22 protein-coding genes and 1 pseudogene are annotated in these 24,022 nt (G+C 63.7%); 12 read left to right on the top strand and 11 right to left on the bottom strand.

The features are described from left to right. The first annotated feature begins 18 nt into the window (after positions 1–18). The 3 genes from lepB to era all read left to right on the top strand — a co-directional run bounded on the left by lepB (position 19) and on the right by era (position 2,634). Positions 19–885 (top strand): signal peptidase I, encoded by an 867-nt coding sequence (lepB, locus tag V2I30_RS04825; protein WP_330660947.1) that lies wholly within the window; start codon positions 19–21, stop codon positions 883–885. Further along, the gene (gene rnc / locus V2I30_RS04820) at positions 882–1,604 is read left to right on the top strand and encodes a ribonuclease III (RefSeq protein ID WP_330660946.1); all 723 of its coding nucleotides are present in this window, start codon (positions 882–884) and stop codon (positions 1,602–1,604) included. The genes lepB and rnc overlap by 4 nt, the downstream gene beginning before the upstream one ends. Before the next feature lie 127 nt (positions 1,605–1,731). Then, positions 1,732–2,634 (top strand): GTPase Era, encoded by a 903-nt coding sequence (gene era, locus V2I30_RS04815; RefSeq protein WP_330660945.1) that lies wholly within the window; start codon positions 1,732–1,734, stop codon positions 2,632–2,634. A gap of 134 nt (positions 2,635–2,768) precedes the next feature. Here era and V2I30_RS04810 read toward each other — a convergent pair whose 3' ends face one another. The 7 genes from V2I30_RS04810 to plsY all read right to left on the bottom strand — a co-directional run bounded on the left by V2I30_RS04810 (position 2,769) and on the right by plsY (position 9,591). Next, positions 2,769–3,065: a PilZ domain-containing protein gene (locus V2I30_RS04810; RefSeq protein ID WP_330660944.1), complete on the bottom strand. Its 297-nt coding sequence runs from the start codon at positions 3,063–3,065 to the stop codon at positions 2,769–2,771. 114 nt (positions 3,066–3,179) lie between these two features. Then, positions 3,180–3,539 (bottom strand): response regulator, encoded by a 360-nt coding sequence (locus V2I30_RS04805; RefSeq protein ID WP_330661091.1) that lies wholly within the window; start codon positions 3,537–3,539, stop codon positions 3,180–3,182. Between the two features lie 356 nt (positions 3,540–3,895). Then, positions 3,896–4,336, bottom strand: coding sequence for a hypothetical protein (locus V2I30_RS04800; RefSeq protein ID WP_330660943.1), 441 nt, complete (start codon positions 4,334–4,336; stop codon positions 3,896–3,898). Between the two features lie 109 nt (positions 4,337–4,445). Further along, positions 4,446–7,028, bottom strand: a complete 2,583-nt coding sequence (gene topA, locus V2I30_RS04795) for a type I DNA topoisomerase (RefSeq protein WP_330660942.1) — start codon at positions 7,026–7,028, stop codon at positions 4,446–4,448. Positions 7,029–7,104: 76 nt separating this feature from the next. Next, on the bottom strand, positions 7,105–7,371 hold the full coding sequence (locus V2I30_RS04790) for a hypothetical protein (protein ID WP_330660941.1): 267 nt from the start codon (positions 7,369–7,371) through the stop codon (positions 7,105–7,107). Positions 7,372–7,770: 399 nt separating this feature from the next. Further along, positions 7,771–8,931 (bottom strand): DNA-processing protein DprA, encoded by a 1,161-nt coding sequence (gene dprA, locus V2I30_RS04785; RefSeq protein WP_330660940.1) that lies wholly within the window; start codon positions 8,929–8,931, stop codon positions 7,771–7,773. A gap of 45 nt (positions 8,932–8,976) precedes the next feature. Next, entirely contained in the window at positions 8,977–9,591 is a 615-nt protein-coding gene (plsY, locus tag V2I30_RS04780; protein ID WP_330660939.1) for a glycerol-3-phosphate 1-O-acyltransferase PlsY, read from the bottom strand. A gap of 150 nt (positions 9,592–9,741) precedes the next feature. Here plsY and V2I30_RS04775 point away from each other — a divergent pair, with 150 nt between their 5' ends. From V2I30_RS04775 to V2I30_RS04750, 6 genes are all read left to right on the top strand, one after another. Then, positions 9,742–10,428 carry a sigma factor-like helix-turn-helix DNA-binding protein gene (locus V2I30_RS04775; protein WP_330660938.1) on the top strand — a complete coding sequence of 229 codons (687 nt, stop codon included), beginning with the start codon at positions 9,742–9,744 and terminating at the stop codon, positions 10,426–10,428. Positions 10,429–10,477: 49 nt separating this feature from the next. Then, positions 10,478–11,275 carry a glutamate racemase gene (gene murI / locus V2I30_RS04770; protein ID WP_330660937.1) on the top strand — a complete coding sequence of 266 codons (798 nt, stop codon included), beginning with the start codon at positions 10,478–10,480 and terminating at the stop codon, positions 11,273–11,275. Positions 11,276–11,445: 170 nt separating this feature from the next. Then, positions 11,446–12,666: a 5-aminolevulinate synthase gene (hemA, locus tag V2I30_RS04765; RefSeq protein ID WP_330660936.1), complete on the top strand. Its 1,221-nt coding sequence runs from the start codon at positions 11,446–11,448 to the stop codon at positions 12,664–12,666. A 70-nt stretch (positions 12,667–12,736) separates the two neighbouring features. After that, a complete protein-coding gene (locus tag V2I30_RS04760; RefSeq protein ID WP_330660935.1) occupies positions 12,737–13,795 on the top strand; it encodes a PAS domain-containing protein in 1,059 nt (352 codons plus the stop codon). Positions 13,796–13,921: 126 nt separating this feature from the next. Then, the gene (locus V2I30_RS04755; RefSeq protein WP_330660934.1) at positions 13,922–14,797 is read left to right on the top strand and encodes a TauD/TfdA dioxygenase family protein; all 876 of its coding nucleotides are present in this window, start codon (positions 13,922–13,924) and stop codon (positions 14,795–14,797) included. A 72-nt stretch (positions 14,798–14,869) separates the two neighbouring features. Further along, the gene (locus tag V2I30_RS04750; protein ID WP_330660933.1) at positions 14,870–15,562 is read left to right on the top strand and encodes a nitroreductase; all 693 of its coding nucleotides are present in this window, start codon (positions 14,870–14,872) and stop codon (positions 15,560–15,562) included. Positions 15,563–15,571: 9 nt separating this feature from the next. Here the strand turns inward: V2I30_RS04750 and V2I30_RS04745 are convergent, their stop codons facing one another. Together V2I30_RS04745 and V2I30_RS04740 are read right to left on the bottom strand one after the other, a co-directional pair. Continuing rightward, positions 15,572–16,648 (bottom strand): fatty acid desaturase, encoded by a 1,077-nt coding sequence (locus V2I30_RS04745; protein WP_330660932.1) that lies wholly within the window; start codon positions 16,646–16,648, stop codon positions 15,572–15,574. 193 nt (positions 16,649–16,841) lie between these two features. Then, a complete protein-coding gene (locus V2I30_RS04740) occupies positions 16,842–17,495 on the bottom strand; it encodes a TetR/AcrR family transcriptional regulator (RefSeq protein ID WP_330660931.1) in 654 nt (217 codons plus the stop codon). A 118-nt stretch (positions 17,496–17,613) separates the two neighbouring features. Here V2I30_RS04740 and V2I30_RS04735 point away from each other — a divergent pair, with 118 nt between their 5' ends. Then, entirely contained in the window at positions 17,614–19,983 is a 2,370-nt protein-coding gene (locus V2I30_RS04735) for a TonB-dependent receptor (RefSeq protein ID WP_330660930.1), read from the top strand. A gap of 172 nt (positions 19,984–20,155) precedes the next feature. Then, entirely contained in the window at positions 20,156–21,238 is a 1,083-nt protein-coding gene (locus tag V2I30_RS04730; RefSeq protein ID WP_330660929.1) for a serine hydrolase domain-containing protein, read from the top strand. Between the two features lie 16 nt (positions 21,239–21,254). Here the strand turns inward: V2I30_RS04730 and V2I30_RS04725 are convergent, their stop codons facing one another. Then, positions 21,255–22,082 (bottom strand): patatin-like phospholipase family protein, encoded by an 828-nt coding sequence (locus tag V2I30_RS04725; RefSeq protein ID WP_330660928.1) that lies wholly within the window; start codon positions 22,080–22,082, stop codon positions 21,255–21,257. Between the two features lie 175 nt (positions 22,083–22,257). On the opposite strand from V2I30_RS04725, the gene V2I30_RS04720 reads away from it, so the two are divergent. Beyond that, the gene (locus V2I30_RS04720; protein ID WP_330660927.1) at positions 22,258–23,499 is read left to right on the top strand and encodes a GGDEF domain-containing protein; all 1,242 of its coding nucleotides are present in this window, start codon (positions 22,258–22,260) and stop codon (positions 23,497–23,499) included. A 3-nt stretch (positions 23,500–23,502) separates the two neighbouring features. Here V2I30_RS04720 and V2I30_RS04715 read toward each other — a convergent pair. After that, positions 23,503–24,022, bottom strand: a pseudogene (locus V2I30_RS04715) (type III PLP-dependent enzyme); the annotation flags it as partial.

Below are 24,022 nucleotides of genomic sequence, written 5' to 3'. Positions count from 1 at the left end.
CGCCTAAGGACACCGGCGATGGATGTTAAGGCCCAATCCGGCGCTGCCTCGCGCGTATCCCCCGACCAGGGAAGCAAATCGCGCGAACGGACGAACAAGGAAACGCCCGATGCGAAGCGCGGCAGCTTCACCTGGTTCCTGGTCAAGCTGCTGGTGGTGGTGCTGGTCTTCCGGATTGCGGTGTTCTCGCCCTTTTCGATCCCGTCGGAAAGCATGCTGCCGCGGCTCGTCAACGGGGATTATCTACTCGCGGCGAAATGGCCCTACGGCCTCTCCGTCCATTCGCTGCCCCTGCCCCTCAACTTGCCAGAGGGACGGGTGCTCGCGCGCGAACCGCAGCGCGGCGACATCGTCCTGTTCAAACATCCGGTGGACGGCAGGGACTATATCAAACGCCTGATCGCGCTGCCTGGCGACGAGATCGCGCTGCGCAATGGCCGCGTGGTGCTGAACGGCGAACTACTGGCGCGCGAGCAGATAAGCGATTTCGTCCTGCCGCTCTCGTCCAATACCGACTGCGCCTGGGGCGGAACCCAAATTGCGGGGCCGGACGGCGCACCCGCCTGCCGCTACGATCGCTTTCGCGAGACGCTGCCGGACGGGCGCTCCTACGACGTACTCGATTTCGGCCCGACCCCTGCGGACGGCTTCGCAACCGTCTTCGTTCCCGAGGGACACATGTTCGTGCTCGGCGACAACCGCGACAATTCGCGCGATAGCCGGTTCGAGGCGCGTGCAGGCGATGCGGTGGGGATCGTGTCGCAGGATCTGCTGGTCGGCCGCGCGGCGATCATCATGTGGTCGAGCGACGGCAGCGCCGAATGGCTCAAGCCCTGGACCTGGTTGACCGCCGCGCGCTGGGACCGGATCGGACGCCTCCTGTGACCCGCGCCGATCCCGCCCCGGCCCCGAGCGAACTGGCACCCGAGAGCCGCGCTTTCCTGGAGGAAGCAGGCTTCACGGTGAAGGACGAGAGCATCTGGCTCGAGGCGCTGACCCATGGCAGCTTCCATTCGGGAGCCCATAGCGAAAGTGGCGCGTCGCGCGACTATCAGCGGCTGGAATTCCTCGGCGATCGCGTGCTCGGCCTGGCCGTCGCCGAATGGCTCTACCGTGCCAGCGCGAAGGGCGAAGGGCAATTGTCGCAGCGGCTGAACGCGCTCGTCAGCGGTCGTATCTGCGCGCACATAGCCCGCCAGATCGGCATGCCGCCGCATATCCGCCTGGGCAAACAGGCGCGCGAGGATGGCGGAGCCGACAGCGACAATATCCTGGGCGATGTGATGGAAGCGGTGATCGGTGCGAACTTCCTCGACAACGGCTTCGAGGCGACGCGCCGCGTGGTCTACCGGCTGTGGGACGGTGAGCTGCTGGGCGAAGCGGGCCGGGCCAAGCATCCCAAAAGCGCGCTTCAGGAATGGGCGGCGGGCAATCGCAGGGCGATGCCCCAATACGAGGTCACACGCCGCGAAGGCCCCGACCATGCCTCGCGCTTTACCGTCGCGGTCAAAATCCACAATGTCGGCGCGGCCGAAGCGCAGGCGAGCAGCAAGAGCGAAGCCGAAAAGCTCGCAGCGAAGGCCTTTCTGGAGAAATTCGGGTGATCCCGCGCGAAACCGCATCCCCCTCCCTCAAGGGAGGGGCTAGGGGTGGGTGTTTGGCAGCGATGGCAAGCGCCCTACACCCCCACCCAGCCTCCCCCTCCAAGGGGAGGAGGAGAGGACTGTTTCTATGATCGAAGCCCCCACCAAGTGCGGCGTCGTCGCCGTGATCGGCGCGCCCAATGCCGGCAAGTCCACGCTTGTGAACCAGCTGGTCGGACAGAAGGTCGCGATCACCTCGTCCAAGGCGCAGACGACGCGGGCGCGGATGCTCGGTATCGCGCTGTTCGCCAATGTCCAGATGATCCTCGTCGACACGCCCGGCATATTCGAGCCGCGCCGCCGGCTCGATCGCGCGATGGTCAATGCGGCATGGGAAGGCGCGAACAGCGCGGACGCCATCCTGCTGATCGTCGATCCGATCAAGCAGCGCCGCTCCGAGCTGGAACCCCTGCTCGAGGCCCTGGAGAAGCGGCCCGAGCGCAAGATCCTGGTGCTGAACAAGGTCGACAAGACGAAGAAGGAGCCGTTGCTCGAACTCGCGCAGGAGATGAGCCAGCGCATGGACTTCGAGGAGGTGTTCTTCGTTTCTGCGCTGACCGGCGACGGGGTTGCGGAGATGAAGGAGGCGCTGGCCGAGACGATGCCCGAAGGCGTCTGGATGTATCCCGAGGACCAAGTGTCCGACGTTTCCGAACGCCTGCTCGCCGCCGAGATTACCCGCGAACAGCTATACCGGCAGCTTCACGACGAGCTACCCTACGACAGCGCGGTGCGGCCCGAACTCTACCAGCATCGGCCCGATGGCAGCCTGGAAATTCACCAGCAGATCCTCGTCGCGCGGGAAAGCCAGCGCGCCATCGTGCTGGGCAAGGGCGGCGCGCGGATCAAGGCGATCGGCGAGGCGGCGCGCATGGAACTGGCCGAACTGCTCGGGGTCAAGGTGCACCTGTTCCTCCACGTCAAGCACGCCGACAAATGGAGCGAGGACAAGGAGATGTTCGAGGAGACTGGGCTGGACTGGGTGCGGTGATGCGGTTTCTTCAAAATTGGCACGCATAGACCAGCCATAATTGTCATCCCGGACTTGATCCGGGACCCAGAGCATTTTTCGAGGGGCTAGCCAGCTGGGTTCCCGCTTTTGCGGGAATGGCCTGGTTGGGGTGTTTAGCGCGACAGCTCGTAGATGTGATCGAGCACCGGCCCGTAAATCGGATCGTCGAATTCGACGCCCACCACGTGGTCTGCCTGCCAGCGCACGGTCGAGGCGAAAGGACCGATATCCGCAATCCTGATCTGCAGTTGGACGCCCGGTTCGAGCCTCCCGTAGCGATCGTAGAACCTGCAGCCTTTCTCCGACAGGTCGCGCAAGGGTATGTCGTAGCCGCGGCCCATATAGCGGAACCTGCCATAGACCGTCACCTGCTGGCGGTCCTCTCTTCGCCGGTTGAACGGGTTGCTCATCGCGGGCGCGACCCTTGCAGAAAATTCAGCTAACTGCATTAACAATTGAGGTTTGCGGGAAATGAACGAGGGTGCGCCGCGAGGACTGGTTGCGTTCGTTGGCCTTCGCCCAAGTCAGCCTTTCGCGCGTGCCAACGCGGCGAGCTTCGACCTCAGCGTCGCCTCGTCGAAAGGCTTGACGATATAATCGTCCGCGCCCGCCGCGATCGCTTCGTGGATGTCGCGCGCCGCGCCCTTGCTGGTGCAGAAAACGATGGTCGGCCGCTTGCTGGTGGGAACCGCGCGCAGCCGCGCGACGAATTCCAGGCCGTCCATTTCGGGCATGTCCCAGTCGGTCAGGACCAGATCGGGCATCGATCGCTTGCAGCGGGCAAGCGCCTCGTTTCCGTCCTGCGCTTCGATCGGGACATAGCCGAGCGCGGTCGTGATCTTGCTCGAGACCTTGCGGATGACGCGGCTGTCATCGACGATCAGGCAGGTCGGCGCACTCTCGGCCTGGGCGGGCGTGCGGGTAGCCGCGCGACTGGCCTTCGCTGCCTCGACGATCGCATCCACATCACCCGGATCCTCGTCGCTGCGGCGTCCCGCGGCTTTATCGGCGGGTTCGCGCTTCGCAGCTTCGTCCGCATCGGGGGCATCAGGGGCCGCAACCTTGCCGGTGACCGGATCGATCAGTTCGGCAACGTCCTCGGGTGTTTCGACAGCTTCGCCCTCGGGCGGTTCGGGCGCAGGGCGCGCGTCGCGGGCCCGGCCCGCTTCGTCGAGCCTGTCGGCCAGCGTCTTGCCATCCGGTTTGGACGGCGTCTTGCCCGAACCGGCGGCGCGTTTGATCAGATTTTGAATGGTCTTGCCTCCCCGCCGAGGACGGCGAACGCATCCTCGCCGCTCAGATCATGGGCTTCGTCTTCGTCGAATGGCTCGTCTTCGTCCTCGAGCCCGTTCGCTTGACCCTGCGTAGCGCCATGCGCGGCGTCATCGAACGAAGCGGTCGCCGCGGCGGCAGCGGGCGGATCGAATGCGGCCTCGCCCGACACACCGGTTGCGGCGCCAGCGGTCTCCGCGCCGTCTTCGGGGGTCAGGCAGACATGGACATAGGGCATCCAGATGTCGCCATATTCGGCTTTCTGATACCACACGTCGAGCACGTCGTAGCTGGCCCACATGCCGTCGGGTTCGCGCAGGCGCAGGCCCTCGCCGATACGCGGCACCGCGGCGAAGCGGATGCGCTCCTGCGTCTGGTGCGTCTCGTTCTGGACTTCGATCTCGATCAAGGCGTTTCGTCCCGCATCTCAACGAGCGGGATAAGGGATAATGCTAAACGATTTATGAGCGTCGCGCCGCACTATTTCGGCGACCGCGCGAGCAGACGTGCGCCTGTGCCTAGTCTGCCTTGCTCGCCGCCTTTTTCGTGGTCGCTTTCTTTTTTGCCGGCGCCTTCTTCTTGGCCGCGGGCTTCTTCTTCGCGGGCGCTTTCTTGCGCGCCTTTTTCTTCGCCGGACCCTTGGCCGCGCGCAAATCGATCAGCTCGATCGCCTTCGCCGCTTCGATATCCTCGGGTTTCACGTCCTTGGGGATCGTCGCATTGGTGGTGCCGTCGGTGACATAGGGACCGTAGCGGCCCGGCATGACCTTGATCTCGCCGCCGCTGGTGGGATGTTCGCCCAGGGTTTTGATCGGCTCGGCCTTGGCCCGGCCCCGCCCCTTTTTCGCCGCGGCTTCCGCGAGCAGCGTCACCGCCGCGTTCATGCCCGTGTCGAACACGTCCTGCGTCGTCTTGAGGTTCGCATATCTGCCGTCATGGCGCAGATAGGGGCCATAGCGCCCGATCGCCGCCTCGATCTCCTTGCCGGTTTCCGGATGCGCGCCGACGATGCGCGGCAGATCGAGCAGCCGCGCCGCCCATTCGAGGTCGAAATCGTCGAGGTCTTTCGGGATCGAAGCGCGCTTCTTGGTGCCGTCCACTTCCATCTCGACATAGGGGCCGAAGCGGCCCGATTTGCGGTGGATCTCGGCGCCGGTCACCGGATGCGTGCCCATCACGCCTTCCGCCGCCGCGGCCTCGTCACCTTCGCGCGGGGGGCCGAAAGCGCGGGTGAACGTGCAGTCGGGATAATTGGCGCAGGCGATGAAGGCCCCGTTGCGCCCCCCGCGAAGGGCGAGCCGGCCGCCCGAACGCCCCTCGGCCTCGCACAGCGGGCAAAAGCGCGGATCCTTGCCATCCTCGCGCGGGGGGAAGAGATAGTCCTCGAGATACTGGTCCAGCACCTCGGTGACTTCGCTCGGCATCTTCTCCATGACCTCGTCGGCCTTGGGCTTGAAGTCGGCCCAGAACCGCGCGAGCAGCGCTTTGTAATCCTCGCGCCCGTCCGAAACCGTGTCGAGCTCGTCCTCCATTCCGGCGGTGAAATCGTAGGCGACATAAGTCGGGAAGAAGCGTTCGAGAAAGGCTGTCAGCAACCGGCCCGATTCCTCGGCGAAAAAGCGTTTGCTTTCCACCCGGACATAGGCGCGATCGCGCAGGGTCTGAATGGTGGAGGCATAGGTCGAGGGGCGCCCGATGCCGAGCTCTTCCAGCCGCTTGACGAGGCTCGCCTCGGAAAAGCGCGGCGGCGGCTGAGTAAAATGCTGCGTCGCCTCGACACCCTTCTTCGCCGGCGCATCGCCCGCTTTCAGGGCCGGCAAGAGGCCGTCCTCATCCTCTTCCTTGTCGTCGAACCCTTCCTGATAGACCGCGAAATAGCCGGGAAAGACCACGACCTGGCCCGTCGCGCGCAGCTCGTGATTGCCAGTTGCATCGCGCAGGGTGACAGTGGTGCGTTCCAGGCGCGCGGTCGCCATCTGGCTCGCCATCGCGCGCTTCCAGATGAGCGCGTAGAGCTTTGCCTCGTCGCCACTGGCGAAGCGATCCTTCGAAAAATCGGTCGGCCGGATCGCTTCGTGCGCTTCCTGCGCGTTCTTGGCCTTGGTCGCGTAATAGCGCGGTTTCTCCGGGCAATAGCTCGCCTCGTAGCGCTCGCCGATCGCCTCGCGGCAGGCGTCGATGGCGGAGGCGTCCATCTGCACCCCGTCGGTGCGCATATAGGTGATCGCGCCCGCTTCGTAGAGGCGCTGCGCGGTGCTCATCGTCTGGCTCGCGGAAAAGCCCAGCTTGCGCGCGGCCTCCTGCTGCATGGTCGATGTGGTGAAGGGCGGCGCGGGATTGCGCTTAAGCGGTTTTTTCTCGACGTCCTCGACCGTGAAGCGCCCGGCCTCGACCGCCGCTTTCGCTGCCATCGCGGTGCCTTCATCGCTGAGCGAGAGCTTCTCCAGCTTCTTGCCTTCGTAGCGGACCAGCCGCGCGTCGAACTGGGTGGCATCGTGTTCGAGGCTGGCGACGACCGACCAATATTCGTCCGCCCGAAACGCCTCGATCTCGCGTTCGCGATCGACGATCAGGCGCAGCGCCACCGACTGAACGCGCCCAGCCGATTTTGCCCCCGGCAGCTTGCGCCAGAGGACCGGCGAGAGGGTGAAACCGAACAGGTAGTCGAGCGCGCGCCGCCCGAGATAGGCGTCGATCAGATCCTGATCGAGCTCGCGCGGCGCCGCCATCGCGTCGGTCACCGCTTTTTTGGTGATCGAGTTGAAGGTCACCCGGTCGACCTTGGTCGGCAAGGCGCGCCGCTTTTTCAGGACGTCCATCACGTGCCAGCTGATCGCCTCGCCCTCACGGTCGGGGTCGGTTGCGAGCACCAGGCGCGAGGCGTCCTTCGCCGCATCGCTGATCGCCTTGACCTGATCGCGGTTGCGCTTGTCGCCATAGACCTCCCAGTCCATCGCGAATTCTTCGTCGGGCCGAACGCTGCCATCCTTGGGCGGCAGATCGCGCACATGGCCGTAGGAGGCGAGGACGCGGAAGTCCTTGCCCAGATATTTCTCGATGGTCTTCGCCTTGGCGGGCGATTCGACGATGACAAGCTGCATGGGAGGGAGTGGATATCCTTACACGTGTATGCGTGCGCGAGGGTGGGGACGGTTTGGTGGAGGCGTCAAGTGGTCTTCAGGCATGGGTATCGATTGGCTCTGCCTCGCCGCGTTCGATGAGCCTGTAGACGGCGACCCCCAGCAATTGAAGCCACGCGACGACGACGCCGATGAAGAAGTTGAGCAGCACCAGAATGACTTCCCAGTATGCGGCTAGGAATTCGTCCGAAACGAATGTCTGCAATGCCGGAACGGCCATCAGGACGATCTGCCCCGCCATCGGCCAGATCGCTGCGAGAGCGAGCGATTTCTGGAACGCTGCGGTCTTTTGTCCCAACTCCAACGAAGGGTGTCGCTTGCGCTGCCATCCACAGCCTGCTTTCGTGCAAGGGCAGGTAGCCATCGCAGCAGCATGAAAGGCCGGGCAGAACGAAGAGCAACAGGCCGAAGAGTATTGCGATACCGCTGAGGATGCTGACCCCCAGATAGCCGCCAATCCAGCCGGGTCCGGTATTTCCTTGGGGATGGCTCGCCCACATGAGGAGGAGCAGCAGAGCATAACCCAGCCCCCAAACGAGGATCAGAACAGCCAGATCGAGTAGGTCTGCATACGCGAAAAACAGGTCGACGATCGAGTAGATTGCGGTCGAAAGCACGAGATAGCCAAAGAGCGGCCCTGCGGCGCGTTTGGCGAGGCGCCATTGCTCCGCATTGATCTGCGCAGCGCTGATCCGGGCTGCGGTCAACCGGTCGGTCCGGCCAGTCCGACCGCCCCGCCTGCATGTCGCTCGAGCTCGCCGGCCAGTTCCAGTTCGAGCAGCGCCATGTGCACTTCTGCGGCGCTCTGACCCGACTGGCGGACCAGTTCGTCGATGCCGATCGGGGCCTTGGTCAGCAGCGCGGCGATGTCGCGGCTGCGATCGGCTTTCGCCTCGCCCCATTCGAGCTTTCTGAGTTCGGTATAGTCGAAATCGGCGGGTTCTTCGGCGAGCCGATAGGCCGATCGCGGGGCGCCGGTGAAGGTTTCCAGCAGCTCGATCACATCTGCCGGCGTCGATATCAGCACCGCACCGTCGCGGATCAACTGGTTGCAGCCGAGCGAGCGAGTGTCGAGCGGTGAGCCGGGGATGGCCATCACCTCGCGCCCCGCCTCGGCCGCGAGCCGCGCGGTGATGAGCGAACCCGATTTGGGCGCGGCTTCGACCACGAGCGTTCCGCTTGCGAGGCCGGCGATGATGCGATTGCGGTTGGGGAAGTGGCGCCCGCGTGGCTCGGTCCCCGGCGGCTGTTCGGCGATCAGCAGCCCGTCGGTTGCGATCCGCTCTTGCAGCTCTTCGTGTTGCGGCGGATAGGCGATGTCGATGCCGCTCGCGATCACGCCGATGGTCGCCGGAAACGCGCCCTCATGCGCCGCTCCGTCGATCCCGCGCGCGAGGCCCGAGACCACGGTAAAGCCCGATGCCGCCAGTTCGGAGGCGAAATCGCGCGCCAGCTTCACCGAGGCGGCCGAGGCATTGCGCGCGCCGACCATCGCGACGCATGGCTTGCTGGCAAGCGCAAGATTGCCGCGGCAGGTGATGATCGGCGGTGCGCTGCTGATCTCGGCAAGCAGTTCGGGGTAATCGGGCTGGTCGTGGAACAGATACCGCGCCCCGGCCGCGCGCACCCCCTCGATCTCGCGTTCGATCCGCGCGGCGGGCGCGGGGCGATAACGTGCCTTGCCGCGGCTGGCGAGGTCGGGCAGCGCATCCAGCGCCTCTGTGGCGGCGCCGAAGCGGGCGAGCAGCTGGCGATAGGTGACCGGCCCGACATTAGGCGATCGCAACAGCCGGATGCGTGCGAAGGCTTCCTTTTGCGAAAGCTGCGCGCCAAGGCGAGGCATCGCGAAGGCGCGGACCTCCATCGGCCTCGCTCGAAGTGTGCGGGGGATCCCCGCCTTCACGCAGATTCACGTCTTTCTGGTCCCGCCCACGCGCGGCTCCTCGCCCTTCAGCAATCGCGCGATATTTGCGCGGTGAAGATAAAGGATGAGAAGCGCAATCGCCGCCAGAACGGGGAAGAATTGTGGATAGCCGAAGAGCGGCGCGGCGGCGGCGGCGGCGACCACCGCGGCCATTCCGGCGAGCGAGGAAATGCGGAAGATCGCGAGAATCGAAAGCCAGATCGCGGCATAGGCAATCCCGATCGCGAGCGCGAGACCGAAGGAAACCCCCGCATTGGTTGCCACGCCCTTGCCGCCCTTGAAGCCCAGCCAGACCGGGTAGCAATGGCCGATCACCGCCCCGCCCGCGGCAAAGGTCTTGGCGATATGGCCCGCCTCGCTTCCCCCGGAACCGGCCCAGATCAAACCGGCGGCAAAGACCGGGGCGAAGCCTTTGAGAAGGTCGAGCAGCAGGGTGCCCGCGGCCAGCCCCTTGTTCCCGGTGCGCAGGACATTGGTCGCCCCGATATTCCCGCTGCCGATGGCGCGCACATCCCCCATTCCCGCCGCGCGGGTGAGCAGCAGGCCGAAGGGGATCGATCCGGAAAGATAGCCGAGCAAGGCTGCGAGAATGGGTTCCACGCTGCTCCTTTAACCGTTCGACCTAGGCTTGTCGAAGGGCGAACGTGCCGGAGCTTTTTGATCGAATCTCGTTAGCTCCCTCGAGCCCCAGCACCTTTTACGGTCCGACCATACTTGGGCAAAAGTCCAGGCCCGCTTAAGATCGAACGCATGGACGCAAACCCCGCTATCGCAAAACTGACCGAGCGCGAAAGGCAAGTCCTGCGCCTGTGGCTCGACCACAAGACCGCAAAGGAAATCGCGCTCGATCTCGGCATCACGCATCACGCAGTCGAAAAGCGGCTCATGATGGCGCGGGTGAAACTCGATGTCGGATCGTCGCTCGAAGCGGCACGGCTGCTGGCCGAGGCAGAGAGGTACGAGCGCGCCGTAGCCGGTCCGCCGGAGCTTCAATCGGCGCAGGCACCTGGCAAATCATGGCGATCCCGACCACTTGTTTTTGGAGCTCTCGCCATGATTTTCGCATCCCTTCTAGCCGTTCTGCTGACTACCGCCAGTCAACCCGACGAGCCGCGGGAGATCGCCATTGAGAACAACCCCGAACGCCTGTTCGACCATCTCGACGCAGACGGTAGCGGATTTCTCGAAGAACCCGAATCACCCTTCGTCACAATGGCCTTCATCGACGATGATGCTTCGCCTGAGTTGGAGGGGACAGCCATTCTCGGAGACGGCACCGATCCCGAACAAATCGCTCGGTTTTATGCCGAGGCCGACGGCGACGGCGATCGCCGCATCTCCTTCCGCGAATATTTTGCCTGGAGCGAAGCCCGGCTGGCCGAACTGGGGATCGAGGTGCAACACGTGACCAAGTTCCTAGTAACGCCCGAAAGTTGATCGCCGCTGAGTTGACCACCGCGGCTTGCTCGGCCATCGGCGCTGCGCGATGGCCGACGCATCTTCTCCCATCCTGATCTTCGACAGCGGCGTCGGCGGCCTTACGGTCTACGACGCCCTACGCGACATTCTGCCCCAAGCGCCGGTGATCTATACCGCCGACCTTGCCGGCCTGCCTTATGGCGAAAAGTCAGAGGCCGAGGTCGCCGCTCGGGTGGCGGGGTTATTAGGGCGGATGAGCGAGCGGTTCGCCCCGCGCCTCGTCTGCATCGCCTGCAACACCGCCTCGACCATCGCGCTCGGCATGGTGCGCGACGTGCTCGAAGTGCCGATCGTGGGCACGGTGCCCGCGATCAAGCCCGCCGCGGCGATGACCCGCACCGGCGCGATCGGGCTGATCGGCACGGCGGCCACCATCCGGCAGCGTTACGTCGATGCGCTCGAACGCGACTTCGCCGCCGACAAGCGTCTGCTGCGGATCGCCGCGCCCGATCTGGTGGCCTGCGCCGAGGCGAAATTGCGCGGACAGGCGATCGATACGAAAGCGATTGCGCAGGCTGCGGCGGACTTGAGGGCGCAGGCGGACGGCGCGGCGATCGTCACGCTGGTGCTCGCCTGCACGCACTTTCCGTTGCTGGCCGCAGAACTCACCTCCGAATTCGGCCCGGACGTGGCGCTCGTCGACGGGTCGCAGGGTATCGCGCGGCGGATCGCTCACCTCGTCGACGGGCAGCCCATGACGGCGCCGGACGCGAACCGCTTCGTCGTCACCGGCCCCCTCGAGGCGGCAGCCGGCCTCGAAGATGCGCTGGTCCAGCGCGGGTTCGCCGCTCCCGAAAGCTTCTGACAAGCTGCAAACCACTCGCAAAGATCGCGGTTTTCATCCGCGCCGCGCTTGCTACATAGGCTCACGTTAAACGAACGGACCGTCGGGGGGTTTACGGTCCGTGATCTAACGGCGACAGGTTGCGGCAGCTTTTTGCTTCCCATCCGGTTCGCGAAGACGAGAAGCACGCAGTGAACTACGACCAGATTTTCGAAACCGCGATCGACCGGCTCCACGAAGAAGGCCGCTACCGCGTTTTTATCGACATTCTGCGCAACAAGGGCGCCTATCCCAATGCGCGCTGCTTCCACGGGCATAACGGACCGAAGCCCATCACCGTATGGTGCTCGAACGACTATTTGTGCATGGGGCAGCACGATGTCGTCATCGGTGCGATGGAAGAGGCGCTGCACGATGTCGGCGCGGGTTCCGGCGGCACGCGTAATATTGGCGGCAACACGCATCTGCATGTCGAGCTCGAACGCGAACTCGCCGAACTGCACGGCAAGGAAGGCGCGCTGCTGTTCACCAGCGGCTACGTCTCTAACGACGCGACCCTGTCGACACTCGCCAAGCTGCTGCCGGGCTGCGTCATCTTTTCCGATGCGCTGAACCATGCGAGCATGATCGCCGGCATCCGCAATTCGGGCTGCGAGAAGCGCGTGTTCCGCCACAACGATATTCGGCATCTTGAAGAACTGCTCGCCGCCGAGGATCCCGAGACGCCCAAGCTGATCGCCTTCGAAAGCGTCTATTCGATGGATGGCGACGTCGCCCCGATCCACGCGATCTGCGACTTGGCCGAGAAATACAACGCGCTCACCTATATCGACGAGGTCCACGCGGTTGGCATGTACGGCGAGCATGGCGGCGGCATATCGGAACGCGACGATGCCGCGCACCGTATCGACATCATCGAAGGGACGCTGGGCAAGGCATTCGGCGTGATGGGCGGCTATATCGCGGCCGACAAACGCGTGATCGACTGCATCCGCAGCTACGCGCCCGGCTTCATCTTCACAACCTCGCTCAGCCCCGTTCTGGTCGCAGGCGTGCTCGCTTCGGTTAAGCACCTCAAGCAATCGAATGTCGAGCGCAACGCACAGCAACAGGCCGCCGCGACGCTCAAGCTCAAATTCGCCGAGGCCGGCCTGCCCGTCATGGACAGCGTCACGCATATCGTTCCGCTGATGGTCGGCGATCCGGTGCGCGCCAAGCGGATCAGCGACATCCTGCTCGCCGAATACGGCGTCTATGTGCAGCCGATCAATTTCCCCACCGTGGCCCGCGGCACAGAGCGTCTGCGCTTCACCCCCGGCCCGCACCACACCGAAGCGATGATGACCGAGCTGACCGAGGCGCTGGTCGAAATCTGGGACCGGCTTGATATTGAATTCGCCAAAGCAGCATAGCTGCCGGCCCGCCCGGGGGTTGCGCATGACTTCCCGATAACGCAGGGTACGCGCCGTGACCTAGATGGCGATGAACCTTCCCGAAGACTCGATCATGCGCAACGCCCCGTTCGCGCTGACGATTTCCGATCCGCATATCGACGACAATCCGCTGGTTTTCGTATCCGACGCGTTCGAGCAGATGACCGGGTATCAGCGCTCTGCCGTGATCGGCCGCAATTGTCGCTTTCTCCAAGGCGAGCAAACCGACCCCGAAACGGTCAAGAAGATCGCCGACGCTGTGAGCGCCGGGGACGAGATCGAGGTCGAGATCTACAATTACCGGGCCGACGGCGAAGGCTTCTGGAATCGGCTCATGGTCGGGCCGATGCGCGGGGAGGACGGCGATGTCCGTTTCTTCGTCGGTCTGCAGCACGATCTGGGATCGCGGAGCGAGGTAAGCGCGGCGGAGAGCGTCGACGAGATTCTCGCCGAAATTCAGCATCGAGTGAAGAACCACCTCTCGATGGTGGTCGGCATGATCCGTATCCAGGCGCGCGACAAGAATGCACGCGATTCCTTCGACAGTCTTGCGCGCCGGGTCGAGGCGCTGCAAATGCTCTACACTGAGATGAGCGTGGCGGGCGCAATTCCGGCCACCGCGAATGACGTGCCGCTCGGCGCCTATCTGACGCGCATTTCCAGCGCGATCAGCCATATCGACGGGCGCGGCGGCATTCGGGTGCTGATCGATGCCGACAAGGTCGACGTGCCGACCGAAACCGCTGCCCGTGCGGGCCTGGTCTTTTCCGAGATCCTAACCAACGCGCTGCAACACGCCTTCGTCGATCGCGACGAGGGGGTTGTCGAGGCGCGGATGAAGATGCTGACTTCGGGGGTGGTCCGGCTTTCGGTGATGGATGACGGCATCGGCTTGCCCGAGGATTGCGACTGGCCGAACGAAGGCAATCTGGGCGGGCGGATCGTGCGCTCGCTCCTCAATGGCATGGGCGCCAACCTCGCCGTCGAACGCCTGTTGCGCGGCACCAAGGTGAATGTCGACATTCCCCTCGATCGGCAGGAAGAGCTGATCGAAACGGCGCCGGAGGGGACGGACGAGCCAGAACAGATACCCGAGGGCATGAAGTAGCTGCCGGTCGGTCGGCGGCCATGGAGCCCAGTCGAACCCGTACGACACCGAAGCCGCATAAAATTCTCACGATTGCCTTACCAGCCAATGCGCGTCACACTCCTTCCAATAATTCGAGGGAGAGACATGATGGCAACCGCGTTCGCCCCCGACACATTCGACAGGGCCACACTCGATATCGGCGCGCTCGACATCCGGCCCCTCACACCTGCCATCGGCGCGAAGATCCACGGAATCGACCTCGGCGCCTCCGACATCGCGAGCCGCATCCCCGAGATCCGCGCCGCCTTGCTCAGGCATGGGGTGATCTTCTTCCGCGATCAGAAGCTGACGCAGGAGCAGCACATCGCCTTTGCGCGCGGCTTCGGCGAGCTCGAAGTGCACCCGGCGACGCCAACTGACCAGGAAAATCCAGAGGTGCTGCGCATCGCCCACGGTCCCGACAGCCGCGGCCAGGAAAACCAGTGGCATTCCGATGTCACCTGGCGCGAGGAACCCTCGCTCGGCTCTATCCTGCTGGCGCGCGAAGTGCCCGAATGCGGCGGCGACACTTTGTTCGCCAATATGCATCTCGCCTATGAGCGTCTGTCCGAAGAGATGAAGCGTTTTTGCGAAGGACTGACCGCCGTCCACGACATCGCCCGCGTCTTCGCCAAGCGGCTCGGCAAGACACCAGAAGACCTGCACGAGAAGTTCCCGCCGGTGTGTCACCCGGTGATCCGCACCCATCCCGAAACGGGCGAGCGCGCGATCTATGTCAACGTCGCCTTCACCAGTCACATCGAAGGCCTCTCGCCCCGGGAAAGCGACTGGCTGCTGGACCATCTTTATGCGACCGCCAAGGACGTCGAGATCCAGTGCCGCTTTCGCTGGCGTGCCGGCTCGATCGCCTTCTGGGACAACCGCGTGTGTCAGCATTTCGCCGTGTCCGACTATTTCCCCGCCCGCCGCGTGATGGAACGGGTGACGATTGCAGGCGACCGGCCCTATTTCGCAGGCTGAGCCGGGCCACCTGCGTTTGCATCGCGCGTGCATTGCGCTAGCCCTTGGCCTGAACAGATCAAGGAGAACGAAGTGGCCGGGGACGCGAACCAGAAATACGACGAAGTGGTGCTCGGACGCCGTTCGATCCGCGGCTATCTGGACAAACCCGTCCCGCGAGAGCTGATCGAAGAAGTGCTCGCGCTCGCCATGTGCTCGCCCTCCTCAATGAACACGCAGCCCTATCACTTTCACGTCATCACTGGCGAGCCGCTCGATCGCATCCGCAAGGGCAACACCGAGCGCATCCTCGCCGGCGAACCCGACTCCAGAGAATTCCGCCGCGGCGAGCCCTTCGCCGGCGTCCACCGCCAGCGCCAGATCGGCTGCGCGGTCCAGCTGTTCGAGGCGATGGGGATCGAGCGCGACGACAAGGAAAAACGCCAGGACTGGGTGCTGCGCGGCTTTCGCCAGTTCGATGCGCCGGTCTGCGTCATCATCACTTATGACAAGGAATTGTCGAACAGCGACGACACTCCCTTCGATTGCGGCGCGGTGGCGACCGCGCTGGTCAATGCGGCATGGTCGCGGGGGCTGGGCTGCGTCATCAATTCGCAGGGGATCATGCAATCGCCCGTGGTGCGCGAACACGCCAAGATTCCGGAGGATCAGGTCATCATGAAGGCGATCGCGATGGGCTGGCCCGATCCCGATTTTCCCGCGAACCCGGTGAAGATCACGCGGCGCCAAGTGGACGAGGCGGCGCGGTTCGTGGGGTTCGAATAAGCGGCTAGCTTATGCTGCGTGCCTCGCCTCGCGAAAAGAGACGAGCCGGCCCGATCGATCGTCCCATAAGGCGAGCCTGAGCGATGCCATCGCGTCGGTCACGGTCATCCGGTTGAAGTGCTTCAATTCGGGATGCGCATTCAGAGCCTCGCTTAGGCGATAGAACGGAATGCGGCTCGCCAAATGGTGAATGTGGTGGATGCCGATATTGCCGGTGAACCACCGCATGAAGGGCGGCAGATCGAGACAGGTGCTCCCTGCCATCGCCGCCTCGTGAAACTCCCAGTCAGGCTTGGTCTTCCAATGAGCGCCCTCGAATTGGTGCTGGACGTAGAACAACCAGACACCGATCGATGCCGCCAGGATAAGCGTCGGGAAGTAGACCAGCGCGAGCGCCATCGGCGACGTCGCCCAGGCCAGGCCGCCCAGCATCGCGATCGCCACGACGGTCGTCGTCAGCGTGCTCGCCCAATAGCGCCATCCCTCGCGCGCAAGCCCCATAGGGTAGCGATGTTGCAGCAGGAACAGATAGGCAGGAGCAACGCCGAGCAACACCGCAGGGTGCCGATAGATGCGATATCCGAGGCGCCGCCAGCGCGGCAGCGAGGTGAACTCGTCGATGGTCAGCGTGTCGACATCGCCGAACCCACGCGCATCCAGATTACCGGTGCTCGCATGATGCAGCGCGTGGGTCCGCCTCCAATAGGTGAACGGGGTCAGGGTCAGGACGCCGAGCATCCTTCCGACTCTCGCATTGCCCGACCGGCCCGGCAGGAAGGAACCATGGCTGCAATCGTGCTGAATGATGAACAGCCGGAGCAGGAAAAGGCTGGCGAGCGGCACGCCTGCCAGGGCCAGATAATAGCCCGCGTAAACGGCCCACAGTATGCCTGCGAAGATCGCGGCAAACGGAATGAAGGTGATTGCCAGCTCGATCAGGCTGCGCGCCACGCTCGGCTGGGTATAGGCGTTGAGCGAACGCGCGAGCTTGCGCGGATCCGGTCTTCCGAGTGCAGGGTCGGATCGGGAAAGCGCAATGTCGTCGGCGTCAGGCTTAATTGGTAAAACTTTGCTGATGGTCGACACGCATGTCCTTTGCCGTGGGCTCTCGATCGGGGGGGGGAATTCGGTGAAGTGGCCGACGGGTAGCTTCCAAAAGTTTCAATTTGGCGCACGACCGACTGCGCAGCTAGGTCATAAGGCATTCTGGCGCAATGGGAATTGTCGCGTCGGATCGACACTGCGACAGCATACTACGCGCGCCGTTGTTGCGCGGCGCTTAACGCTTCGAGAGAACCCCTTTTGCAAGGAGCGCGTTGACCCGCGCGGCGATGGCATCCGAATCGCCGTTGGCCCCGCCCTCCCCCCATACCGCGTAGCGCAGCCCGACGAAGACGTTCATCCCCATGATCGCCCACGCTTCGGCCTCGCCGAGCCCCTTGCGCAATTCGCCCGCCTCGGCGCCGGCTTTCAGGCGCGATTCGATGCGGGCTGCGATCGTTTCGTAATGCGCGCGGTAGGAGGCGGGATCGACGAATTCGGCCTCGTCGATGATGCGATAGATTTCCTTGTGCTCGCCGGCAAAGCGCAGGAAGGCGGCAAGCGCTGCCTCCTCGATCTCGAGCGCGCTCATGTCGTCGGACAGGGCCGAGCGGGCGCTTTTCATCACATTGCCGCTCATGTCCCGGACGAGCGCGCGGAACAGCGCGTCCTTGCTGTCGAAATAGGTGTAGAAGGTGCCGAGCGCCACGCCCGCGCGGCGGGTGATCGAGCTGACCGAGGCTTCGTGAAAGCCTTTCTCGCCAAATTCCTGTGCCGATGCGTCGAGCAGCTTGCGCAAAGTTCGCCGCCCGCGCTCGGTGCGCGGCGTCTTGTCGACCGCGCCAGATCGCGGGTCCGCTGCTTTGCGCGCCGTGCCAGCAGGCCTGTCCATCGTCGTTCCCCTCCGGGCACCTGACTAAAGCTGCACCGTGATATAGACAAGACAAAACTTGAAAGGTGGTTCAACTTTCAATATCAGGGCGATCGAGAGGTTTGGGAGAGGAACCAAAATGACCATGAATTTATTTCGCAGCCGCGCTCTGCTCCTGTCGGGCTGCGCGGGATTAGCCGTTTTTGCCGCACCGGCGGCGGCTCAGGAGGTAGCCGGACCCGGCGCCGAGGCGTCCGAGGAAGCGCAGGGCAATACCATTATCGTCACCGCTCGGCGACGCGAGGAGCGGCTGCTCGACGTGCCGCTTTCGGTTTCTGCGCTGAGCGGCGAACAGCTCGAACAGCAGGGCGTTCTCGAACTGACGCAGGTCGCGCAGCAGATCCCCAACATCACGCTCGAGGTGAGCCGCGGGACCAACACCACCCTCACCGCCTTCATCCGCGGTGTGGGTCAGCAGGACCCGGTCGCCGGCTTCGAGGCCGGGGTCGGCGTCTATGTCGACGATGTCTATCTCAACCGCCCGCAAGCCGCCGTGCTCGATGTCTACGATGTCGACCGGATCGAGGTTCTGCGCGGCCCGCAAGGCACGCTTTACGGACGCAACACGATCGGCGGCGCGATCAAATATGTGACCGCGCGTCTGCCCGACGATCCGAGCGTGTCGGTGCGCGGAACTTTGGGCAATTACGATCAGGCGGACCTGATCGTCACCGCCTCGACGCCGGTTGCCGACGGGCTGACCATCGGCGCGAGCGGCGCGCGGCTTTCGCGCGGGGGCTTCGGCGAAAATCTGACGCTCGGCACGGAGAATTACAACAAGGACGTCTGGGCGGCGCGCGGCACGATCGAGTTCGATAGCGGCCCTGTCTTCGCGCGGCTTTCGGGCGACTACGTCAAGGACAACAGCGAGGCGCGGCAGGGTTCGCGGCTCATCCCCGGCCTGCTAAGCGGCGCGCCTGTGCTCGACGACGTGTTCGACACGCGCGCGGGGCTAAATGTGGTTGACCAAGAGGTCGAGGCCTATGGCGGCGCGCTCAATATCGCGGTCGAGCTTTCGAACGAGCTGACCTTCAAGTCGATCACCGGCTACCGCGAGGACCAATCGACCACGCCCATCGATTTCGACAGCCTCCCTGCGGTGGATCTTGATGTCCCTGCAATCTACGAAAACGACCAGTTCAGCCAGGAATTCCAGCTGCTTTACGAAGGCGACCGGCTGTCGGGCGTGGCAGGGTTCTACTACCTCAACGCCAACGCCTTTACCGCCTTCGATGTCGCATTGTTCACGACCGGCGAATTTCTCACGGCATTGAACCCGGACGTGGATTTGCGCGGACTCAACGCCCAGACGCTCGGCGATGTCGACACGGAAACCTACAGCTTCTTTGCCGATTTCACTTACGACCTATTCGATACGCTCAGTGTCTCGCTGGGCGGGCGCTACACGAACGATAAGCGTTCCAGCCGCGTGCTACGCACCTCTTTCGTCAATGGCTTTTCCGACCTGTTCGTCCCCGACAGCCAGGCGATACCCTTTGCTGTCACCAGCGATTTCGAGGGCAGCGAAACCTTCGAGGATTTCAACCCGCGCGCCTCGATCAGCTGGCAGCCGACGCCCGATCACAACGTCTATTTCACCTACAGCCAAGGCTTCAAGGGCGGCGGCTTCGACCCGCGCGGTCAGACCACCGCTGCGCCCGATCTCGACGGCGATGGCGATATCGACTTCGACGACCAGTTCGAATTTCTGCGCTTCGCCCCCGAAGTGGTCGACAGCTTCGAGCTCGGCTGGAAAGCCTCGCTTTTCGACAACCGATTGAACCTCGCAATCGCGGGCTTCCTCGGCCAATATACCGACGTCCAGATCCCCGGATCGGTCGGCGTCGATGCGGATGGCGACGGGGTATTCGAAAGCTTCGTCGGCATCACCTCGAATGCTGCGGATGCCGACATCAACGGCATCGAAGTCGAAGGCAATGCTTTGCTGTTCGACGACTTCGCAGGCGTTGGAAGCCGGTTCAGCGTGAACTTTTCGCTCGGCGTGCTCGATGCCGAATTCAACGAATTCATCGATGCGCAGGGCAACGATGTCGCCGATGAACGCGTGTTCCAGAACACCCCCGACCTGACGGGCCATTTCGGCACCAATTTGAGCATTCCCGCGGCGGATGGTGTGTTCGACTTCATCGGCCTCGTCTCGTTCCGTTCGGATGCGAGCCAGTTCGAACAGCCCAATCCCTTCCTCGACCAGGAAGGCTTCGCGCTGGTCGATGCGAGCATTGTCTATACCGACGATGAGGGGCGCTTCTCGATCGGTGCCCATGCGAAGAACATCTTCGACAAGGAATATATCGTTGCCGGCTACAATTTCGTGAGCGGCGGCGTGGACGGCCAGCCCTTCGTCCCGACGCTCGGCTTGGAGGGGACGCTGACCGGGTTCTACGGCGATCCCGCGCGCTATTATCTGACCGCCGAAATCAATTTCTGATCCGGCACGTCATCGGGGGGGACGGGGCAGCGCCGCATCGCCGGCGCTGCCCCTTTCCTTTGCAGTTGATCCCTTCGTGGTGAGCGATTGCACTTTCGTCGAATGCAGCAACATCCGCGGACATGGCGCACATAGAGGCAGTGACCTCGAACGAAATATCTGAGGGATCGCCATGTACCGATTTACCGCCCTTGCCGGCCTGCTGCTGGCAACGCCGCCGCTCGCAGCGCAGAGCGCCGCGGACAAGCTCGAACAGGTCGAGCAGGAAGCCCCGCTGCTGCTCGCTCGCCACGACGTGCCCAGTGTCGGCATCGCCTATATCGAGAACGGCGAGATCGCCTGGGTGAGGCATTTCGGTTATCAGACTTGGGGTTTCCCCGCGAATGAGGAGACGCTCTACAACGTCGCCTCGTTGACCAAGCCGGTGACCGCCGAGGTGATCCTGAGGCTGGCCCAGGCAGGCCGCTTCTCGCTCGATACGCCGCTCGCCGATCATCATATGGAAGAGGACGTCGCAGACGATCCGCGCAGCCGCGAGCTGACCGCCCGGCTCGTCATGCGCCATCGGACCGGCTTTCCCAACTGGCGCTACGAAACCGAGGGCACGCTCACATTCCTGCGCGATCCCGACACAGAGGTCGGCTATTCGGGCGAAGGCTACGAGTGGATGATGAAGGCTGCGGCGGCGGCAGTGGGCGAGGACTTCGAGAAACTGGCCCGCGATCTCGTGTTCGAACCTGCGGACATGCCTCTCACCGGCTACACGCTCGCAAACAATTGGGTCGGCCACCTCGCCATGCCCTACAAGGCGGACGAAGGGGTCTACAATGTCGTCCGCCGCGAACCATCCGCCTCCGACGACATGCGCACGACTCCACGCGAATATGCGCGCTTCATGCTCTCGGTCTTCGAGCGCGATGCGGTGTCACCGGAGCTTCGCGAAGAGCAATTCACGATCCGCCACGAGGCGCGCTATCGCCCGGCCTGCAAGGGCGAGGACCGCGCGGACTTCTGCCCCACGCGGCAAGGCTGGGGCCTGGGCTGGACCGTCTACGAATGGCCGCATCGGAAGATCTACGAACATTCTGGCGGCGATCATGGCGAGCGAGCGTTGGCACTCTACGATCCCGAGACGAGGCGCGGCATGGTGCTGATGACCAACGGCGCCGAAGGGTTCGAGGTGATCAAGGCGCTGGTCGAAACCCTCGACGGCGATCCCATCTTCCTCGAATTCGTCAATGCGCCTTTCGGCTGAACGCCGGGCGAGGCGCTCATTCCGATTGCCGGTCCAAAAAATCGCGCGCATCCCTGCGGCCCTGCTCCCACGTCTCCTCGATCTTGTCGCGATCGGTGAAATCGATCTTGTCCGCCTCGACTGGCTTTGACGGGATGACGAAGACCTTGTCCGGCTCCTCCGGCTTGTTGCCGTAGGGCTTGGTCATCAGGACGAGGGTGCGACCCTGGTCGGGATCGGGATAGGGCGCCTTGGTCACCATCGCTCCGTCGATCACGTCGCGCCCGTTCCAGCTGGGTATGTCGAAGACCGGCGGGATGGTCGCCGCGGCGCATATAAGATCTACCAGCTGGCCCTCGCGCGCCGCCTGCCGTGCATCGATCAGCACGCCTTCGAGGCCGAGCAACCGGCTGATGCGAAGGCGCGGATTGCCGGTGATGATTTGTTCGACTTTATAGGATGCGGCGCAGAGCGCGGCAAAGATCCGTGTGGGGATGAACGGCGGCGGACACCCCAGCATGATCTGGAAGGCCGGCCCCTTGCATATCGCCTCGATTGCTTGCGCTGGTAGGGTTCCCGACACCGCCTCGCGGTACAGCTCCTGATGCGGGGTAAGGTTCGAGCTATCGAGGTCGATATTGCGCTCGTTGCGCTCGAAAATCTCGCCCATTACGCGTTTGCAACGCTCGTCATTGCCGCTGATCCAGGCTGCCGCTGAAAGCGCCCCGCCCGACACCCCGCAAATGCGCTTCGGGCCAAAGTCATCACAGGACCCCGTCTCGTGCAGAAAGCCGCCATGCCAAAAGCACCGCGTCCCCCCGCCGGAGAACACGACCTGCTCGAAGGAAGAGGGTTCGAACGCCATCCTCGCAAAAACGAGCGCTCCCGCCGCACCGTTCCCGAGGGCCGGGCGAGAGAGGGGTTTGGACACAGCGTTAAGAGAGAGGAGACGTTTACCAAGCCGAAAGGATGGCGGGTCATTCCGCCTTAAACCCGACCATCTAACCCAGCCCGGTTGCGACTGGGGGGCCGCGCCGGAAATGTTTGGAATATCGCAGATTTCGGGCTGGACCACGTTCCGCGACAAGATGTTCTCCGCCGAGTTCCTGTCGGTTAACTGGTCGGGCCTGACCGCCGGGCTGTTTCTCGGCGTGGTCCTTCTCACCTGCGTTTTCAGCGCCGCTTCCTTCAGCGTGCTGCGCCAGCGTTACCTGCTGTGGTATTGCGCTCGCTGCGTCGCCATCGGCGTACTTGCGGTAATGCTGTCGCCGATCGATCTGGGGCCGTTTTTCGGGCATGACAGCATGGCGCGTCATACGCTCGGCTATTTCGCCTTCGACCTGATGGTCGCGCTCGTCGGACCGTTCCTCGCCTCCTATCTCGAGCCGGATGCCATTCCGCGCCGGATGCGTCGCCTGCTGATCCTGAGCTTTCCCTTCGCGCTTGCTTTCGCGCCGGTTTTCTGGATGAGCGAGCCGCCCGCTGCCTATTATTTCGGGCGGCTGGTCGCCTATCTCGGCATTCTCGTCCTGCTGATCGCCAGTATCGCCGTCGCGCTCCGCAACAAGAGCCGCACCGCGCGCTTCATGGTGGCCGGCTGGGCACCGGTGCTGGCGCTCAACCTCGTTAACCTGCCGGTCCACATCGCCACCGGCGATCCGATGCCGCAATTCCTGCCGCTGCTTTTCGCTTGTCTCGGGATTGAGTTCCTCGTCACCGCGCTCGGCATCACCGATCGGTTCGTGACCCTGCGCCGCGAGCGCGACCGGGCGGCAATGCGCGAGGAAATGCTGATCGCGCTGGCGCAGACCGACCCTCTGACCGGGCTCGCCAACCGCCGCGGGCTGGAGAACGCCTTCGGGTCGCAGGTCAAGGCGCTTGCCCTGTTCGATCTCGATCATTTCAAGAGCATCAATGACAGGTTCGGCCACGAGGTCGGTGATCGCGTGCTGGTGCACACCGCCCATGCGCTCGAAACCGGCGCGGGGCTGGCGGCGCGGCTGGGCGGAGAGGAGTTCGCGGTTTTGTTCTTCGGCGGCGATCCGCGCATCGAAACCGAGGTCTTGCGCCAGGCGATCAACGAGGAAACGAGCGGGCTGGAAAAGGGGCTGGAAGTCACGGCCAGCGCCGGCCTCGTCCTGCTTTGCGAAAAGCGCGATCTGCGCGAAGTTTTACGCGATGCCGACACGCTTCTCTACGAAGCCAAAGCGCAGGGGCGCGACCGCATGGTCGCACGCGCCGACATGCATCGCCAACCGGAACTGAGCGTCGTCGCGGCCTGACGCCTATCGCAGGCTCACCACATTATCGCTAGCCTCGCGCAGGCGGCTGCCGTCGAACAGGCTCATCATCGGCTCGTCTTCGACCACCACGCATTCCGCATCGCCAAAGCCGTTAAAGCCGGTCTTCATCGCTGCGCCATAGGCGCCGAGCATGCCGATCTCGATAAAGTCGCCCGCTTGGATATCGCCCGGCAGCGGGAACGGCCCGGCCATGTAGTCGGCATCGTCGCAGGTCGGCCCATAAAAGGCGAAATCCGCGTGCGGATCGCGCAGATCGTCCTCAAGCGCAGCGACCGGAAAGCGCCAGCCGACATGCGCCGCGTCGTAGAGCGCGCCATAGGCGCCATCGTTGATATACAGCTCATTGCCGCGGCGCTTTTCGACGCGCACGATCATGCTCGAATACTCCGCGCACAGCGCGCGGCCCGGCTCGCACCACAGCTCGGCATTGTAGGCGATGGGCAGCGCGTAGAAATGCTGGTGGATGATCGCGAAGTAATCTTCGAGCGGGGGCGGCTCCATG

It is taken from the genome of Erythrobacter sp., from assembly GCF_036351135.1.
In the GTDB taxonomy this organism is placed as follows: Bacteria; Pseudomonadota; Alphaproteobacteria; order Sphingomonadales; family Sphingomonadaceae; genus Erythrobacter.
Note: the sequence above shows the minus strand (reverse complement) of the source record. Positions and strands in the feature narration are given on the sequence as shown.